Raw genomic sequence first — 17,383 nt, 5'->3', positions numbered from 1 at the left:
TGGGGCGGCTCTGCGGGGGTGCCGCCCGCCGGCGCCCCCCCGCCCCCCCCCCCCCGGGGGGGGCCGGGCCGCCCCGCCGCGCGCCCTCCCCCGTCGTGCTCATGAACGCATCCTGAGCGATCCTGGTCCTGCGGTGCAACGGAGTTTCCCGGCCCGGGAACGACAGGCGCCCCGCCCGGAAAAGAAAGGCGACCGCCCCAGGTCGAGCAGGCCAACCATCCGGATTGTCCGGATGCGCGCCCTTGTGCGAACGGCCGCGAGGGTCTTGGGTGGGACGAGCGTGCCGGACCCCGGAGCCCACGGGCCCCGGACCGGCGGCATGGAGGAACCTCAGAAGGGATCCAGACATGTCCGATGCGGTAAGCGACTGTACGAGGGCCCGCACCGCCGTCACCGAGGCCGAGGTGGAGGCACTGGTCCGTGGCATCTGTTTCAAGACCGGGCCACCCCGCTCCGTAGGGGTCGAGCTGGAGTGGCTGGTCCACGAGCTGCGGCAGCCGCAGCTCCGCGTGACAACCGAACGACTCGAAGCGGCCTACGCCGCACTGCGCGCCGTGCCCCTGGCCTCGGCGCTCACCGTGGAGCCGGGCGGCCAGCTGGAGCTGAGCTCGCCCCCCGCCGCCTCCCTCACGGAGTGCGTGCGCATCGTCTCCGCCGACCTGGACGCCGTCCGCGCGGTCCTGCGCGAGCTGGGCCTCGGCCTCGCCGGCATCGGGCACGACCCGTGGCACACGCCTCGCCGGTTCCTGCACGAGCCGCGCTACGACGCGATGGAGGCCTGCCTCGACCGCGCCGGCCCGGCCGGCCGCGCCATGATGTGCACCTCCGCCTCGGTGCAGGTCTGCCTGGACGCGGGGTACGAGGAGCCCGGCCCGCTCGGGCATGTGCGGCGCTGGTGGCTGGCGCACCAGCTCGGGGCGGTCCTGGTGGCCGCGTTCGCGAACTCCCCGCTGGTCGGGCTGGAGCCCACGGGCTGGGTGTCCACCCGCCAGCTGCGGTGGGCGCAGATCGGCGCGGGCCGGGCGGGCGCCCCGGTGCTGGACGCCGATCCGCGGGCCGCCTGGGCGCGGCGGGTGCTGGACGCGCCGGTGATGTGCGTACGGCGCGACAGCGGCCCGTGGGACGTGCCCGACGGGCTGACGTTCCGCGAGTGGACCCGGTCGCGCACGCCCCGCCCGCCGACCACGGACGATCTGAACTACCACGTGACCACGCTGTTCCCGCCGGTCAGGCCGCGCGGCCACCTGGAACTGCGGATGATCGACGCGCAGCCCGGCGAGGACGGCTGGATCGTGCCGCTCGCCGTGACGACGGCGCTGTTCGACGACCCGGAGGCCGCCGAGACGGCGTACCGCACGGTGAAACCGCTCGCCGAGCGCGCGCTCGGCCGGCCGGCGCCGCACAATCCGCTGTGGTTCGACGCGGCCCGCGACGGGCTCGCCGACCCGGAGCTGCGCGAGGCGGCCGTGACCTGCTTCGCGGCGGCGCTGGAGGCCCTGCCCCGGCTGGGCGCCACGACCGCGGTGACGGACGCCGTCGCCGCGTACCGCGACCGCTACGTCGTGCGCGGCCGCTGCCCCGCCGACGATCTCCTGGACCGACTCCTCGGGACGGACCGCCCGCACGGGAAGGACCCGCGTTCATGACCGACACCGCCCCCGATCTCGATCCCGAGGCCTTCCGCGAGCGGGCGCTGGCCTCACTGACCACCGCCCGCGACCGCACCACCCTGCTGACCAGCTGTGTCGACGAGCCCGATCTGACCGCCCAGCACTCGCCCCTGATGTCACCGCTGGTGTGGGATCTCGCGCACATCGGCAACCAGGAGGAGCTGTGGCTGCTGCGGGCGGTCGGCGGGCAGGAGGCGATCCGGCCCGAGATCGACAACCTGTACGACGCCTTCGAGCATCCGCGCGCGGAGCGGCCCTCGCTGCCGCTGCTGCCGCCCGCCGAGGCCCGCGACTACGCCGCCCAGGTGCGCCGCCGGGTCCTGGACGTGCTGGAGGGCGCCGCCTTCCAGGGCACCCGGCTCACCGAGGCGGGCTTCGCCTTCGGGATGGTCGCGCAGCACGAACAGCAGCACGACGAGACCATGCTGATCACCCACCAGCTCCGTAAGGGCCCGCAGGCGCTCACCGCGCCCGACCCCGAGCCGGTGACCCTGTTCACCGGCCCGGCCGAGGTCCTGGTGCCCGGCGGCCCCTTCACCATGGGCACCTCCAGCGAGCCGTGGGCGCTGGACAACGAACGGCCCGCGCACCGAAGGGAGATACCGCCCTTCTACCTCGACACCACCCCGGTGACGAACGGCGCCTACCAGGCGTTCATCGAGGACGGCGGCTACACCGACGCCCGCTGGTGGACGGCCGAGGGCTGGGCCCACATCCGCCGCCACTCGATCACCGCGCCGCTGTACTGGCGCCGGGACGGCCGGCAGTGGCTGCGACGCCGGTTCGGCGTGACGGAGGCCGTGCCGCCGGACGAGCCGGTGGTGCACGTGTGCTGGTACGAGGCCGACGCGTACGCCCGCTGGGCCGGGCGGCGGCTGCCCACCGAGGCCGAGTGGGAGAAGGCCGCCCGCCACGACCCGGCCACCGGCGGCTCCCGGCGCTATCCATGGGGCGACGCCGACCCGGGGCCGGAGCACGCCAACCTCGGCCAGCGGCATCTGCGCCCGGCCCCCGCCGGAAGCTATCCGGCCGGCGAGTCGCCGCTGGGCGTACGGCAGCTGATCGGCGACGTGTGGGAGTGGACGGCCAGCGACTTCCTGCCGTACCCGGGGTTCAGGGCGTTCCCGTACAAGGAGTACTCGGAGGTGTTCTTCGGGCCCGACCACAAGGTGCTGCGCGGCGGTTCGTTCGCGGTGGACCCGGTGGCCTGCCGGGGCACCTTCCGCAACTGGGACTACCCGATCCGGCGGCAGATCTTCGCCGGATTCCGCACGGCCCGCTCGCAGGACGTCTGATGTGCCGTCATCTGGCCTGGGTGGGCGAGGCGGAACCGCTCGGCGCGCTGCTGGTGCGACCGCCGCACGCGCTGTACCGCCAGTCGTGGGCGCCGCGCCGGCAGCGGTACGGCACGGTCAACGCGGACGGTTTCGGGGTCGGCTGGTACGCCGACGGTGACCCGGTGCCGGCCCGCTACCGGCGCGCCGGGCCGATCTGGGCGGACCAGTCCTTCGCGGACCTCGCCCGGGTGGTGCGCACCCGGGCGCTGCTCGCCGCGGTACGGGACGCCACCATGGCGGGCGCGGACGCCGAGGCCGCCGCCGCGCCGTACGCCTTCGGGCGGTGGCTGTTCAGTCACAACGGGGCGGTGAAGGACTGGCCGGGATCGCTCGCCGGGCTCTCCCGGAGCCTGCCGCCCGAGGACCTGCTGTCCCTGGAGGCCCGCAACGACTCCGCGCTGGTCTGGGCGCTGGTCCTGGCCCGGCTGCGGGCCGGCGACGATCCCGGCCGGGCGCTCGCCGACACCGTCCCGGAGGTCGCCGCGGCGGCCCCCGGATCGCGCCTCAACCTGCTGCTCGTCGACGGCTCCGGCATCACGGCCACCACCTGGGGCGACACCCTGTGGTACCTGGTCCGCGAGGGCCACGGCACGGTCGTGGCCTCCGAGCCCTACGACGACGACCCGCGCTGGCGGGAGGTCCCGGACCGCACCCTGCTCACGGCGAGCAGCGCCGAGGTGCGTCTCGCCCCGCTCAAGGAGCCGAGCCACGCTCCCGCAGCCGCACCACCGAAGGAGCCCCACCTGTGAGCCCGTTCCTCCTCACCCGCACCCTGCCCGAGGACACCGCGGGCGCCGCGCTGCGCGCCGACGTCCTCCAGGGCCTCACCGGCACCCCGAAGACGCTGCCGCCGAAGTGGTTCTACGACGCCCGGGGCAGCGAGCTGTTCGAGCGGATCACCGAGCTGCCGGAGTACTACCCGACCCGCGCCGAGCGGGAGATCCTGATCGCCCGCGCCCCCGACATCGCCGCCGCGACCGGCGCGCGCACCCTGGTGGAGCTGGGCTCCGGCTCCTCCGAGAAGACCCGCCACCTGATCGACGCGCTCACCGGACTGGACGTCTACGTCCCGGTCGACGTCAGCGAGAGCGCCCTCACCCAGGCCGGGCAGGCGCTCGTCGCGCAGCGGCCGCGGCTGTCCGTGCACGCGCTGATCGCCGACTTCACCGCCCGGATGGAGCTGCCGGACACGCCGGGGCCGCGGCTGCTGGCGTTCCTCGGCGGCACCATCGGCAATCTGCTGCCCGCCGAGCGCGCCGAGTTCCTCACGTCGGCGCGCGCCCTGCTCTCCCCCGGCGACGCCCTGCTGCTGGGCACGGACCTGGTCAAGGACGAGCGGGTGCTGGTGCGGGCCTACGACGACGCGGCCGGGGTGACGGCCGCGTTCAACAAGAACGTCCTGGCCGTCGTCAACCGCGAGTTGGGCGCCGACTTCGACCCGGACGCCTTCGAGCACGTGGCGCTCTGGGACGCCGAGCGGGAGTGGATCGAGATGCGGCTGCGCTCGCGCGACGCGCAGACGGTGAAGATCCCCGCGGTCGACCTGGCCGTGCACTTCACGGCCGGCGAGGAGCTGCGCACCGAGGTGTCGGCGAAGTTCCGCAAGGAGGGTGTCCGCGCGGAACTGGCCGCCGCCGGGCTGGAACTGGCCCACTGGTGGACGGATCAGGAGGGCCGCTTCGCGCTGTCGCTGAGCGTGGCGGCGTAGGCCGGGCCCCGCTCAGCCGAGCGGGACCGCCAGCGCCTCGGTGATCCGGCGCGAGGCGCGGCGGGCCTCCGCCGCCGCGTCGGCGCCGGAGAGCACCTTGGTCATGTACTCCTTGATGGGGTTGTCCGCCTCGACGTTCGCCCACTCGGGCGTGCTGGGCGTCGCCCGTCCCTGTGCCGCGCCGGCGGCCATGGCGGCGACGCCCTCCTCGCCCGCGACCTGGCGGGCCAGGGTGGTCTTGTTGGGGACGTAGTTCATGGTGCGGGCCAGTTCGGTGTTCCACTTGGCGCCGGCCAGCGCCTCGACGACGGCGACGGCGCCGTCCCGCGCGTCGGTGTTCTTCGGTACGACGAGGTCGGAGCCGCCGGTGAAGACGGCGCCGGGCTTGCCGGCCGACCTGCCGGGCACCGGGAAGAAGCCGAGCTTGCCCTCCAGGCCGGGGTTCTGCTGCACGACGGCGCGGGCGAGGCCGGGCACGGCGACGATCTGCGCGACCCGCTGCTGGGCGAAGACCCCGGCCTGCGGCGGGTGTTCCTCGTCGGCGTCCACGGGGCCGTCGCCGAGTGCCTGCAGACGCCGGTAGAAGTCCATGCCGCGCAGCGCGGCCGGGGAGTCGAGGGTGCCGCGCCAGCTGCCGCCTTTCTCCTCGGCGAGGTCGCCGCCCTCGTCCCAGATGAACCCGGCGAGGGTGTACCAGTCCTGTCCGGCGAGGTAGATGCCCTGGTCGCCGCCGGAGTCGAGGCGTTCGGTGATCTCCAGCCACTCCTCGCGGGTCTTCGGCGGGGCGGTGACGCCGGCCTGTTCGAAGAGGTCCTTGCGGTAGATGACGACGCGGTTGGCGGCGTACCAGGGGACGCCGTACTGCGCGGAGAGCTGCTGGCCCGGTTCGGCGAGGCCGGGCAGCCAGTCGCGCATGCCCCAGTCGCGCATCGACTCCAGTGTGAGGTCGAGCAGTCCTCCGCCCTCGATGTACTGCGGGACCTGGGTGTTGCCGACCTCGATGACGTCGGGCGCGCCGGGGTCCTCGGACTCCAGCGCGGAGTGCACCTTCTCGCCGATGCCGGTCCACTCCTGGATGCGGATGTCGAGGTCGAGGTCGCCGTGGGTGCGCTCGAACTCCTCGGTGAAGCGGTCCAGGAACTCCTGGGAGGCGCTGTCCTTCATCAGCCAGACGGTGACGGTGCGCCGTTCGGGCGCGGTGTTGCCGGGCACCAGGCCGCAGCCGGTGACGAGGGAGGCGGTCACGGCGCAGGCGACGGCGAGCAGGGGACGTCTCACGTGGGGTCCTTCTGTCTGGTGGACAGGGTGCGGAAGCCCGACGTGGGGGGACGAGCTGAGGCTCGTACGGGTGTGCTGGGATTTTGGTATGGACCAATGCGGAGGTCAAGCGATTCCGGCCGGGAGGCCGACGTCTCGCGGGACGCCGCAGCTTGGGGCACGGTGGAGTGACGCGTGACACAGCCGTCACCGCGGAGAGGAGCACTCCATGTCGAACCACACCTACCGGGTCACCGAGATCGTCGGCACCTCCCCCGAGGGCGTGGACCAGGCCGTCCGTAACGGCATCACCCGCGCCTCGCAGACCTTGCGCAACCTGGACTGGTTCGAGGTGACCCAGGTGCGGGGCCAGATCGAGAACGGAGAGATCGCGCACTACCAGGTGGGCCTCAAGGTCGGCTTCCGCCTGGAGGAGTCGGACTGACGCAGCTTCGACGCACCTCGGGCGGCGCCGGGACCGTCAGGTCCGCCCTTCCCGCTCCTGCGCCTGCCTCAGCTCGCCGGACGGGGTGGCCCAGCGGGCCCGGACAACGGTGAAACCGGCCCGCTCGGCGTCCACGCACACCAGTTCGTCGTCGTCCACGAGGACCCGGATGTCGCGGGTGCGGGCGAGGCGGCGCAGGATGCTCAGCTTGGTGTGCCGGGCGGGCCTGCGGTCGTCGTTGCGCCGCATGTACACCCGGCCCTCCGGCAGCCCGTGCGCCGCCAGCCACTCCAGGGTGTCGCGCCGGCAGCGCTCGGGACGCCCGGTCAGGTAGACGACCTCGCACTCCCGCGCGCTCTCCCGTGCCAGCGCGACCCCCTCCGCGAGCGGCGGGTCGTGCGGCGCGGCCGCGAAGAAGGCGTCCCAGTCCCGCGGCCTGCGCTCCAGGAACCGCTGCCGGTGCGCGGTGTCCGCGAGGGTGTTGTCCAGATCGAACACGGCCAGCGGGGCCTTGGTGCTGTCGGTCACCCGACACACCCTAGGGGCTGTCGTCGCGAAGTGTGCGGCGCCCGAGATCCGGAGGGCCACGCGGTGCCCCCTGAGGGCGACAGCCCCAGGGGTGGGGCTGCGAGGAGTCGAACCACGAAGAACGCGTGACGAGCGCACCGGACGCCTGCGCCCACCGTAGGCGGTCTCCTCGCGCGCGTGCCAGCGCATTACGGCGGCCGGCCGGCGCGGGGCGCGGACGCGCGGGAATGCCTCCCGGCCCCGGGCGTTGAACCCGATGTGAGTTCCCTGATCGCCGCGACCCGCTTCTCCGTGCTCGACCGCTCCCGCACCCGCGAGGGACGGCCGGGCGGTGAGGCGCTGCGCGACACCGTGCGCTTCGCCCAGGAGGCCGAACGGCTCGGCTACCACCGGTTCTGGGTGTCGGAGCACCACGGTGTGTCCGGCGTCGCCGGTTCCGCGCCGACCGTGCTGGCCGCCGCCGTCGCCGCCGCGACCCGCACGATCCGGGTGGGCACCGGCGGGGTGATGCTGCCCAACCACCGGCCCCTGGTCGTCGCCGAGCAGTTCGGGGTGCTGGAGTCGCTGTTCCCGGGGCGGATCGACATGGGGCTGGGCCGTTCGGTCGGCTTCACCGACGGCGTGCGCAAGGCGCTGGGCCGGGACAAGGACGACGCGGACGACTTCGCGGCCCAGCTCGACGAACTGCTCGGCTGGTTCCGCGGCACCTCCCCGACCGGAGTGCGCGCGCGTCCCTCGGAGGGCCTGACCGTGCCGCCGTTCGTGCTGGCCATGGGCGAGGGCGCGGCCATCGCCGCCCGGTCGGGCCTGCCGATGGTCATCGGTGATCTGCGCGACCGGGAGAAGATGCGGCGCGGCGTGGAGCGCTACCGGGCGCACTTCCGGCCCTCGCCCTGGGCGAGCGAGCCGTACGTCGTGATCTCCGGCACGATCGCGGTCGCCGCGACCCCCGAGGAGGCCCGGCGGCTGCTGGTGCCCGAGGCCTGGTCCATGGCGTACTCCCGGACCCACGGCACCTTCCCGCCGCTGCCGCCCGCCGAGCGGGTCGAGTCGCTGACGATGACCCCGAAGGAGCGCGGCTTCTACGACTCCGGTGTCGCCGGGCAGCTCGCGGGCACCGAGGAGCAGGTCGCCGAGGAGCTGGAGGCGGTGCTGAAGGAGACCGGCGCGCAGGAGGTGCTGGTCACGACCAGCACGTACGACCGGGACGCGCTGCTGGACTCCTACCGGCGGCTGGCCGGGATCGCCGGACTGCCCCCGGCATAGAATCGCGGGGTTTGTCCCATCCCGGTCACCGTCCGTACGGAGTTCCCCCGCATGACCAGCCCGCACGACCCGTATGTCCGCGTCCGCGGCGCCCGCGAGCACAATCTCCAGGGGGTCGACGTCGACATCCCCCGGGACGTGGTGGCGGTGTTCACCGGCGTGTCGGGCTCCGGCAAGTCGTCGCTGGCGTTCGGCACGATCTACGCCGAGGCGCAGCGGCGCTACTTCGAGTCGGTCGCCCCGTACGCCCGCCGGCTGATCCACCAGGTCGGCGCGCCCAAGGTCGGCGAGATCACGGGTCTGCCGCCGGCCGTGTCGCTGGAGCAGCGCCGCTCGACGCCGACCTCGCGCTCCTCGGTCGGCACGGTCACCAACCTCTCCAACTCGCTGCGGATGCTGTTCTCCCGGGCCGGCGACTACCCGCCGGGCGCCGAGCGGCTGGACTCCGACGCCTTCTCCCCCAACACGGCGGCCGGGGCGTGCCCGGAGTGCCACGGGCTGGGCCGGGTGCACCGCACGACGGAGGAGCTGCTGGTCCCGGACCCCGCGCTGTCGATCCGGGAGGGAGCCATCGCGGCCTGGCCGGGTGCCTGGCAGGGCAAGAACCTGCGCGACATCCTCGACGCGCTCGGCCACGACGTGGACCGGCCGTGGCGCGAACTGCCGACCGCGCAGCGGGAGTGGATCCTGTTCACCGACGAGCAGCCGGTGGTCACCGTCCACCCGGTGCGGGACGCGGACCGCATCCAACGGCCGTACCAGGGCACCTACATGAGCGCCCGCCGGTATGTCATGAAGACCTTCGCGGACTCCAAGAGCCCCACCCTGCGGGCCAAGGCGGAACGGTTCCTGACCAGCGCTCCCTGCCCGGCGTGCGGCGGCAGCCGGTTGCGGCCGCAGGCGCTGGCGGTGACGTTCGGCGGGCGCACCGTCGCCGAGCTGGCCGCGCTGCCGCTCACCGAGCTGGCGGACGTCCTGGCCGTGGGCGGCGCCTCGGAGACGGCGCGGGTGCTCACCGGTGATCTGAGGTCCCGTATCGCGCCCGTCCTCGAACTGGGCCTCGGCTATCTCAGCCTCGACCGGGCGACACCCACCCTCTCCGCGGGCGAGCTGCAACGCCTGCGGCTCGCCACCCAGCTGCGCTCGGGGCTGTTCGGGGTGGTGTACGTCCTCGACGAGCCGTCCGCGGGGCTGCACCCGGCGGACACCGAGGCCCTGCTCACGGTGCTGGAGCGGCTGAAGGCGGCGGGCAACTCGGTGTTCGTGGTCGAGCACCACCTGGACGTGGTGCGCGGCGCCGACTGGATCGTGGACGTCGGTCCGCGCGCGGGCGAGCACGGCGGGCGGGTGCTGTACAGCGGGCCCGTGGACGCGCTGGCGTCGGTCGGCGAGTCGGCCACGGCCCGCTTCCTCTTCGCCGGCTCCCCCGCCCGGGACCGCGAAGTGCGCGCGCCGCGCGGCCGGCTGACGGTCGGCCCGGTCACCCGGCACAACCTGCGCGGGGTGACCGCCGAGTTCCCGCTCGGCGTGTTCACGGCCGTCACCGGCGTGTCGGGGTCCGGCAAGTCCACGCTGATCGGCGAGATCACCCAGGAACTGCCCGGGGTGGGACGGCTGGTCTCCGTCGACCAGAAGCCCATCGGACGCACCCCGCGTTCCAACCTGGCGACCTACACGGGCCTCTTCGACGTGGTGCGCAAGGTGTTCGCGGCGACGGAAGCGGCGCGGGAACGGGGGTACGGTGCGGGGCGGTTCTCCTTCAACGTGGCCCGAAGTGCCGGGGGCGGTCGCTGCGAGAACTGCCAGGGCGAGGGCTTCGTCAGCGTCGAGCTGCTGTTCCTGCCGAGCACGTACGCGCCGTGTCCGGAGTGCGGCGGAAAGCGGTACAACGCCGCGACGCTGGAGGTGACCCACCGGGGTCTGGACATCGCCGAGGTGCTGGACCTGACCGTCGAGTCGGCGGCGGAGTTCTTCGCCGACACCCCGGCCGTCTCCCGCAGCCTCACCACCCTGCTCGACGTCGGCCTCGGCTACCTCCGCCTCGGCCAGCCCGCCACCGAACTGTCCGGCGGCGAGGCCCAGCGCATCAAACTGGCCGCCGAGCTCCAGCGCGGCCGCCATGCCCCCACCCTCTACCTCCTCGACGAGCCCACCACCGGCCTCCACCCGGCGGACGTCGAGGTGCTGCTGCGGCAGCTCCACGGCCTGGTCGACTCCGGCCACACTGTGATCGTCGTCGAACACGACATGTCGGTGGTCGCGGGTGCGGACTGGGTGATCGACCTGGGTCCGGGCGGCGGCGCCGAGGGCGGACGCGTCGTGGCGGCGGGCACTCCGGCGGAGGTGTCCCGCACCCGGGACAGCCGCACGGCCCCGTACCTGTCCCGCGCCCTGGGATCCCTGGGACCCCTGGGGTAGCTCACCGCACCGTCACCGACGAAGGCGGCCGTGGTGCCGGTGGGCGGGCCGCCGGCACGGCGGTGGTCGGGGGCGGACACGGCGGTGGTCGGCGGCCGGCACGCCCGCCGAGGTGCTCCACGCCGAGCAGCCGGACCGCACCGCACGGTCACCGCACCCTCAGGCCACCAGCGCCGCGCACGTCCACCTCGGCGACCGGATGACGGGCCTTGGCGACCCGCCACAGCGACGCCGGCAGCACGCCGTCACCCGACGAAAGCCGCGGTGGTCCAAGCCCCGGACAGCCGCACCGCACCACCCGGAGCAGATCACCGCACCCTCAGGCCACCAGCGCCGCATGCGTCCAGCACGGCTGCGGGGTCCGGGACTGCTGTGCGGCTCGGGCCAGCGAACGGCGGTCCGGGTGGACGCCGGGCTGGATGGGCGGACGTACGTCAACCTCGGCGACCAGGTGACGGGCCTTCGCGACGCGCCACAGCGACGCCAGCAGCGTGTCGTCGCCGACGAAGGCGGCCGTGGTGCTGGTGGGCCCGTCGCCGGCGAGGCGGTAGCGGATACGGATCGGCTGCACGGGGACGTGTGCGTCGAGCGCCGCCTGGAAGACGGCCCGCCGGAACTCGCCCTGGGCCCGTCCGCACCAGGTGCTGCCCTCGGGGAAGACCCCGACCGCCGCCCCGGCGCGCAGTGCCCCGGCGATCCGCGCCACCGTCTCGGGCAGGGCGCGCAGCCGGTCCCGTTCGATGAAGAGGGCGCCGCCGCGGGCGGCCAGCGGACCGGCGACCGGCCACCGGCGTATCTCGGTCTTGGCGAGCATCCGGGCCGGGCGGACGGCGGCGAGCAGCGGGATGTCCAGCCAGGAGATGTGGTTGGCGACCAGCAGCAGCCCGCCGCCGGGCGGGGCGGCGCCGGTGACGCGGACCCGCACTCCCGCCGCCCGGACGATCGCCCGGCACCACCGGCGCACCCAGTCCGCGGGGATCCGGCCGCCGAGCGGGGCCAGCGCGATCCCGGCGAGCAGCAGCGCGGTGACCGCCGTGAGCCGCAGCACGGCCCGCGGTACGGCGCGGGCGTGGGCGGTCGTCTCGACGCAGGCCCGCGGGGTGCAGGGCGCGCCGGGGAGCCAGGCGCTCATCAGGCCGGGACGAGGGAGAGGAAGTGCCGCAGATAGCGCGGGTCGACCCGGCGCATCGACAGCAGCACGTACAGGTCGGCGACCCCGAAGTCCGGGTCGTGCGCGGGCTCGCCGCACACCCAGGCGCCCAGGCGGACGTAGCCGCGCAGCAGCGGGGGCAGTTCGGTGCGGCCGGCGGGCCGGGTGACGCCCTGCGCCGACCACGGCAGCAGCGGCCGTACCCGGTACTCCTCGGGCGCCAGGTTCCGCTCCCGCACCCGGTCCCAGGTGGCCGCGGCGAGCCCGCCGCCGTCGGCGAGCGGGATCGAGCAGCAGCCCGCGAGCCATTCGTGGCCCCGGTCGACCATGTAGCGGGCGATGCCGGCCCAGATCAGCCCGATGACGGCGCCGTCCCGGTGGTCGGGGTGCACACAGGAGCGGCCGACCTCGACGAGGCCGGGCCGGATCGCCGCCAGCGCGGTGAGGTCGAACTCGCCCTCGGAGTAGAGCCGTCCCGCCACCGCGGACCGCTCGGGCGGCAGCAGCCGGTAGGTGCCGACGACCTGGCCGGTCGAGGTGTCGCGGACCAGCAGGTGGTCGCAGTACGCGTCGAAGGCGTCGGTGTCGAGGCCCGGCTGCGGGCCGGTCAGCAGTGCGCCCATCTCGCCGGCGAAGACGTCGTGCCGCAGCCGCTGGGCGGCACGCACGTCGTCCTCGTCGCGGGCGAGGGTGACGGTGTAGCGGGCGGGCGCGGCGGGCCGCGGGGGACGGTCGAGGGTGGACACGCCGGTCATGGTTCGCTCCTGGTACGCCGGAAGGGGACGGAGGCGGTACCCCCCGTTTCTTCCGAGGCCGGTTGGCGTGTACGTGACCGGCGCCGGGAGCGAGGATGTGGAGCTGTTGAATGCCAGGGACCGGCCGGAGAGGCGAGACGGGACCGGGGATGAGCACCACTCCCGGTCCCGCCCGTCCGCGCCTCTTGGCGAACGTTCCGTCGCGCGCTAGCGCTTCGCCTTGCGGGTGGCGCGCAGCCACTCCTTGTTCATCGCGGTGATGGACACCAGCGGGATGCCCTTGGGGCAGGCGGTCGCGCACTCGCCGGCGAGGGTGCAGCCGCCGAAGCCCTCCTCGTCCATCTGCGCCACCATGTCCAGCACCCGGGTCTCGCGCTCGGGCGCGCCCTGCGGCAGCACGTTCAGGTGGTTGATCTTGGCGGAGGTGAACAGCATCGCCGCGCCGTTCGGGCAGGCCGCCACGCACGCCCCGCAGCCGATGCACTCGGCGTGCTCGAAGGCGAGGTCGGCGTCCGGCTTAGGCACCGGCGTGGCGTGCGCCTCGGGCGCGGAGCCGGTCGGCGCGGTGATGTAGCCGCCGGCCTGGATGATCCGGTCGAACGCGGACCGGTCCACGACCAGGTCCTTGATGACCGGGAACGCGGCCGCCCGCCACGGCTCGACGTCGATGGTGTCGCCGTCCCGGAAGGACCGCATGTGCAGCTGGCAGGTGGTGGTGCGCTCGGGGCCGTGCGCGTCACCGTTGATCACCAGCGAGCAGGCGCCGCAGATGCCCTCGCGGCAGTCGTGGTCGAAGGCGACCGGGTCCTCCCCCTTGAGGATGAGCTCCTCGTTGAGGGTGTCCAGCATCTCCAGGAAGGACATGTCGGGCGAGATGCCGTCCACCTCGTACGTGGACATGGTGCCGTCGGCGTCGGCGTTCTTCTGCCGCCAGACGCGCAGGGTGAGCTTCATGCGTAGCTCCGCTGGGTGGGGTGGACGTACTCGAAGACCAGGTCTTCCTTGTGCAGGACGGGCGCGTCGCCGGTGCCGGTGAACTCCCAGGCGGCGGCGTAGGCGAACTCCTCGTCCCGGCGGGCGGCCTCGCCGTCCGGGGTCTGGGACTCCTCCCGGAAGTGGCCGCCGCAGGACTCGGCGCGGTGCAGCGCGTCGAGGCACATCAGCTCGGCGAGCTCCAGGTAGTCGACGACGCGGTTGGCCTTCTCCAGGGACTGGTTGAACTCCTCACCGGTGCCGGGCACCTTGATCCGCCGCCAGAACTCCGCACGGATCTGCGGGATCCGCTCCAGCGCCTTGCGCAGTCCGGCGTCGGTGCGGGCCATGCCGCAGAACTCCCACATGAGTTCGCCGACCTCGCGGTGGAAGGAGTCGGGGGTGCGGTCGCCGTCGACGGAGAGCAGGCGCGTCAGACGCTCCTCGGTCTCCGTGAGCACCTCGCGCACCTCGGGCGTGTCGTCGGTCAGCGGCTCCTGGTGCGGGTTGCGGGCCAGGTAGTCGTTGAGGGTGGCCGGCAGCACGAAGTAGCCGTCGGCGAGGCCCTGCATGAGGGCGGAGGCGCCGAGCCGGTTGGCCCCGTGGTCGGAGAAGTTGGCCTCGCCGACGGCGAACAGGCCGGGGATGGTGGTCTGGAGGTCGTAGTCGACCCACAGTCCGCCCATCGTGTAGTGCACGGCCGGGTAGATCCGCATGGGCACCTCGTACGGATCCTCGTCGGTGATCCGCTGGTACATGTCGAAGAGGTTGCCGTACTTCGCCTCGACGGCCTTGCGGCCCATGCGCTTGATGGCGTCCGCGAAGTCCAGGTAGACGCCCTGCCCGCCGGGTCCGACGCCGCGGCCCTCGTCGCAGACGTTCTTCGCGGCGCGGGAGGCGATGTCACGCGGGACGAGGTTGCCGAAGGAGGGGTAGATGCGCTCCAGGTAGTAGTCGCGCTCGTCCTCGGGGATCTTGTTCGCCGGGCGGTCGTCGCCCTTGGCCTTCGGCACCCAGATGCGGCCGTCGTTGCGCAGCGACTCGCTCATCAGGGTCAGCTTCGACTGGTGGTCGCCGGTGCGCGGGATGCAGGTCGGGTGGATCTGGGTGAAGCAGGGGTTGGCGAAGTAGGCGCCGCGCCGGTGCGCCCGCCAGACGGCGGTCGCGTTGGAGTTCATGGCGTTCGTCGACAGGTAGAAGACGTTGCCGTAGCCGCCGGTGGCGAGCACGACGGCGTCCGCGAAGTACGTGTCGATCTTCCCGGTGATCAGGTCGCGGGCGACGATGCCGCGGGCCCGCCCGTCGACGACGATCAGGTCGAGCATCTCGGTGCGCGGGTGCATCTCGACGTTGCCCGCCGCGATCTGCCGGCTGAGCGCCTGGTAGGCGCCGAGGAGGAGCTGCTGGCCCGTCTGGCCGCGGGCGTAGAAGGTCCGCGACACCTGGACGCCGCCGAAGGAGCGGGTGTCGAGCAGACCGCCGTACTCGCGGGCGAACGGCACGCCCTGCGCCACGCACTGGTCGATGATCTCGACGGAGATCTGCGCGAGCCGGTGCACATTGGACTCGCGGGCGCGGAAGTCGCCGCCCTTGACGGTGTCGTAGAACAGGCGGTGGACGGAGTCGCCGTCGTTGCGGTAGTTCTTCGCCGCGTTGATGCCGCCCTGAGCGGCGATGGAGTGGGCGCGGCGCGGGGAGTCCTGGTAGCAGAACTGGACGACGTGGTAGCCCTGTTCGGCGAGGGTGGCGCCGGCGGAGCCGCCGGCCAGGCCGGTGCCCACCACGATCACCGTGTGCTTGCGCCGGTTGGCGGGGTTGACCAGCTTGGCCTCGAAGCGGCGCTTGTCCCAGCGCTCGTGCACGGGTCCGGCCGGGGCCTTGGTGTCGGCGACCGGCTCACCGGTGCGGTAGTCGGCGTAGGTAGTCATGGTCAGCTCACCAATCCGGTCATGACGCCCACGGGTACGGCGATGAAGCCGGCCGTGAGCAGCAGCGCGAGGACGTTGGCGATGGTCTTGAGGGCGCGGTCGCGGCGGCGGCTGCCGACGCCGAGGGTCTGGGCGGCGCTCCAGAAGCCGTGCCGGACGTGCAGGCCCATGGCGAGCATCGCGACGATGTAGATGACGTTGCCGTACCAGGTGGAGAAGGTGTCGACGACGTTCTGGTAGGGCCGGCCCTCCTGGAAGCCTCCGGAGTGCGCCTGCCCGGTGGTCAGGTCCAGGATGTGCCAGACGATGAACAGGCCGAGGATGATCCCGCCCCACCGCATGGTGCGTGTGGCGTAGGAGGCCCGCGACTTCTTGTGGACGTACTTGCTGGGGCGCGCCCTGATGTCGCGGCGGCTGAGCTGGTACGCGGAGACGGCGTGCGCGACGACCGCGACGACCAGGACGATCCGGACCAGCCAGAGCGTCCACTCGTAGTGCATGAACGGTTCGCCGACCGTGCGCAGCCAGTGCGCGTAGTGGTTGAACTCGCCCGCCCCGAAGAAGATCTTCAGGTTGCCGATCATGTGGACGACCAGGTACAGCAGCATGATCAGACCGCTGACGGCCATCACCGTCTTCTTGCCGACGGAGCTGTCCCACATCGTGCGTGCCATGGACGGCCGTCGAGCCGTCCGCGTTGCCAGAGCCATGTCTCAGCACGCTACGGGCGACACACCCCATCGGTCCAAGACATCATCTGCCTCGTTTCCATAGCCCCGGCCTATCATGCGAGGGTGCAGTTCCAGCAGCTCCAGTACTTCGTGGCCGTCGCCGAGACCCGGCACTTCACCCGGGCCGCGGACCTCGTCCATGTCGCGCAGCCCTCGCTGTCCCAGCAGATCAAGGCGCTGGAGCGGGAGTTAGGCGCGGACCTGTTCCTGCGCGCCCGGGGCAACATCACCCTCACCGACGCCGGTGAGGCGCTGCTGCCGCTGGCCCGGCGGATCCTCGCCGACGCCGACACCGCCCGCCACGAGGTGCAGGAGCTGATGCAGCTGCGGCGCGGCCGGGTGCGGCTCGGCGCCACCCCGAGCCTGTGCACAGGCCTGCTCCCCGACGTGCTGCGAGCCTTCCACGACCGCTACCCGGGCATCCGGCTGATGATCGAGGAGGGCGGCTCGCACGACCTGATCCGGGAGCTGGCACGCGGCGCCCTGGACCTGGCCCTGGTCGTGCTGCCCCTGCCGACGCCGGCCCCGGCGCTCACCACGGTGGAGCTGCTGCGCGAGGACCTGGTCGTGGTCTCCTCACCCGAGGCCCCCAGGCCCGGCGAGGGCCGGCGCACGGTACGCGTCGCCGACCTGGAGGGCGAACGCCTGGTGATGTTCCGGCACGGCTACGACCTGCGGGAACTGACCGTCGCCGCGTGCCGCGCCGAGGGCTTCGAGCCGGACTTCGCGGTGGAGGGCGGCGAGATGGACGCGGTACTGGGCTTCGTACGGGCGGGCCTCGGCGTGGCCGTCGTCCCGCGCATGGTCGCCGCCCGCTCCGGCCGGGGCCTGCGGGTCACCCCCCTGGCCCGCCCCGGCCTCCACCGCACGATCGCCCTGGCCCACCGCAGCGACGTGGCCCCACCTCGGGCGGCTCGGGAACTCCAGCGGATGCTGCTGGAGCGGTGAGGCGGGGTTCCTTGTCTGACACTTCGCGTCGTCGCCCGGAGGGCGGCCGCACGGCGTCAGGTGCGTGCTCTCGGCGTGCCGGCCCCAGGCCCACGTACGGGACGTACGTGGGCCTGGGACCGGTGCGGCGAGTGCGTGCATGGCGTCGCGCGGCACATGCGAACCGTCAGACGGGTCCTAGGGGGTGTCTCGTCGATCAGGCCGGATCAGCGAGCGGCGTCTGGTGCCGTGCATCGCAAGGCGGAGGAGGGCGGCATGGCGGAGCCATGG

At 73.3% G+C, this 17,383-nt stretch carries 15 protein-coding genes; 8 read left to right on the top strand and 7 right to left on the bottom strand.

Annotated features, from left to right (window positions below):
• The first annotated feature begins 347 nt into the window (after positions 1-347).
• The 4 genes from egtA to egtD are packed head-to-tail and all read left to right on the top strand — an operon-like array spanning position 348 to position 4,715.
• The gene (gene egtA / locus ABT232_RS37925; RefSeq protein ID WP_351849259.1) at positions 348-1,646 is read left to right on the top strand and encodes an ergothioneine biosynthesis glutamate--cysteine ligase EgtA; all 1,299 of its coding nucleotides are present in this window, start codon (positions 348-350) and stop codon (positions 1,644-1,646) included.
• On the top strand, positions 1,643-2,965 hold the full coding sequence (egtB, locus tag ABT232_RS37920; protein WP_351849256.1) for an ergothioneine biosynthesis protein EgtB: 1,323 nt from the start codon (positions 1,643-1,645) through the stop codon (positions 2,963-2,965). The genes egtA and egtB overlap by 4 nt, the downstream gene beginning before the upstream one ends.
• Entirely contained in the window at positions 2,965-3,756 is a 792-nt protein-coding gene (gene egtC, locus ABT232_RS37915; RefSeq protein ID WP_351849254.1) for an ergothioneine biosynthesis protein EgtC, read from the top strand. Before egtB ends, egtC begins: the two co-directional genes overlap by 1 nt.
• Positions 3,753-4,715, top strand: coding sequence for an L-histidine N(alpha)-methyltransferase (gene egtD, locus ABT232_RS37910; protein ID WP_351849252.1), 963 nt, complete (start codon positions 3,753-3,755; stop codon positions 4,713-4,715). The genes egtC and egtD overlap by 4 nt, the downstream gene beginning before the upstream one ends.
• A gap of 12 nt (positions 4,716-4,727) precedes the next feature.
• On the opposite strand, the gene ABT232_RS37905 is transcribed toward egtD, so the two are convergent.
• Positions 4,728-5,993: an extracellular solute-binding protein gene (locus ABT232_RS37905; protein WP_351849249.1), complete on the bottom strand. Its 1,266-nt coding sequence runs from the start codon at positions 5,991-5,993 to the stop codon at positions 4,728-4,730.
• A gap of 208 nt (positions 5,994-6,201) precedes the next feature.
• Between ABT232_RS37905 and ABT232_RS37900 the strand changes: the two genes are divergently transcribed.
• The gene (locus ABT232_RS37900) at positions 6,202-6,417 is read left to right on the top strand and encodes a dodecin (RefSeq protein ID WP_351849247.1); all 216 of its coding nucleotides are present in this window, start codon (positions 6,202-6,204) and stop codon (positions 6,415-6,417) included.
• A gap of 36 nt (positions 6,418-6,453) precedes the next feature.
• Here the strand turns inward: ABT232_RS37900 and ABT232_RS37895 are convergent, their stop codons facing one another.
• On the bottom strand, positions 6,454-6,945 hold the full coding sequence (locus tag ABT232_RS37895) for a phosphatase domain-containing protein (RefSeq protein ID WP_351849244.1): 492 nt from the start codon (positions 6,943-6,945) through the stop codon (positions 6,454-6,456).
• 258 nt (positions 6,946-7,203) lie between these two features.
• Here ABT232_RS37895 and ABT232_RS37890 point away from each other — a divergent pair, with 258 nt between their 5' ends.
• Both ABT232_RS37890 and ABT232_RS37885 read left to right on the top strand, forming a co-directional pair.
• Entirely contained in the window at positions 7,204-8,211 is a 1,008-nt protein-coding gene (locus tag ABT232_RS37890) for an MsnO8 family LLM class oxidoreductase (RefSeq protein ID WP_351849242.1), read from the top strand.
• A 51-nt stretch (positions 8,212-8,262) separates the two neighbouring features.
• Positions 8,263-10,629 (top strand): ATP-binding cassette domain-containing protein, encoded by a 2,367-nt coding sequence (locus tag ABT232_RS37885; RefSeq protein WP_351849239.1) that lies wholly within the window; start codon positions 8,263-8,265, stop codon positions 10,627-10,629.
• 319 nt (positions 10,630-10,948) lie between these two features.
• Here the strand turns inward: ABT232_RS37885 and ABT232_RS37880 are convergent, their stop codons facing one another.
• From ABT232_RS37880 to ABT232_RS37860, 5 genes are all read right to left on the bottom strand, one after another.
• On the bottom strand, positions 10,949-11,761 hold the full coding sequence (locus ABT232_RS37880) for a lysophospholipid acyltransferase family protein (protein ID WP_351849236.1): 813 nt from the start codon (positions 11,759-11,761) through the stop codon (positions 10,949-10,951).
• Positions 11,761-12,534: a GNAT family N-acetyltransferase gene (locus tag ABT232_RS37875; protein WP_351849233.1), complete on the bottom strand. Its 774-nt coding sequence runs from the start codon at positions 12,532-12,534 to the stop codon at positions 11,761-11,763. The genes ABT232_RS37880 and ABT232_RS37875 overlap by 1 nt, the downstream gene beginning before the upstream one ends.
• A gap of 207 nt (positions 12,535-12,741) precedes the next feature.
• The gene (locus ABT232_RS37870; RefSeq protein WP_351849230.1) at positions 12,742-13,488 is read right to left on the bottom strand and encodes a succinate dehydrogenase/fumarate reductase iron-sulfur subunit; all 747 of its coding nucleotides are present in this window, start codon (positions 13,486-13,488) and stop codon (positions 12,742-12,744) included.
• The gene (locus ABT232_RS37865; protein WP_351849228.1) at positions 13,485-15,434 is read right to left on the bottom strand and encodes a fumarate reductase/succinate dehydrogenase flavoprotein subunit; all 1,950 of its coding nucleotides are present in this window, start codon (positions 15,432-15,434) and stop codon (positions 13,485-13,487) included. The genes ABT232_RS37870 and ABT232_RS37865 overlap by 4 nt, the downstream gene beginning before the upstream one ends.
• A gap of 2 nt (positions 15,435-15,436) precedes the next feature.
• Positions 15,437-16,108, bottom strand: a complete 672-nt coding sequence (locus tag ABT232_RS37860; RefSeq protein ID WP_351849225.1) for a succinate dehydrogenase — start codon at positions 16,106-16,108, stop codon at positions 15,437-15,439.
• A gap of 120 nt (positions 16,109-16,228) precedes the next feature.
• Between ABT232_RS37860 and ABT232_RS37855 the strand changes: the two genes are divergently transcribed.
• On the top strand, positions 16,229-17,113 hold the full coding sequence (locus ABT232_RS37855) for a LysR family transcriptional regulator (RefSeq protein WP_351849222.1): 885 nt from the start codon (positions 16,229-16,231) through the stop codon (positions 17,111-17,113).
• Positions 17,114-17,383 lie beyond the last annotated feature (270 nt).

This window comes from Streptomyces sp. NPDC001532 (assembly GCF_040298625.1).
GTDB lineage: Bacteria > Actinomycetota > Actinomycetes > Streptomycetales > Streptomycetaceae > Streptomyces.
This window is presented reverse-complemented; position numbering and strand designations above follow the sequence as displayed.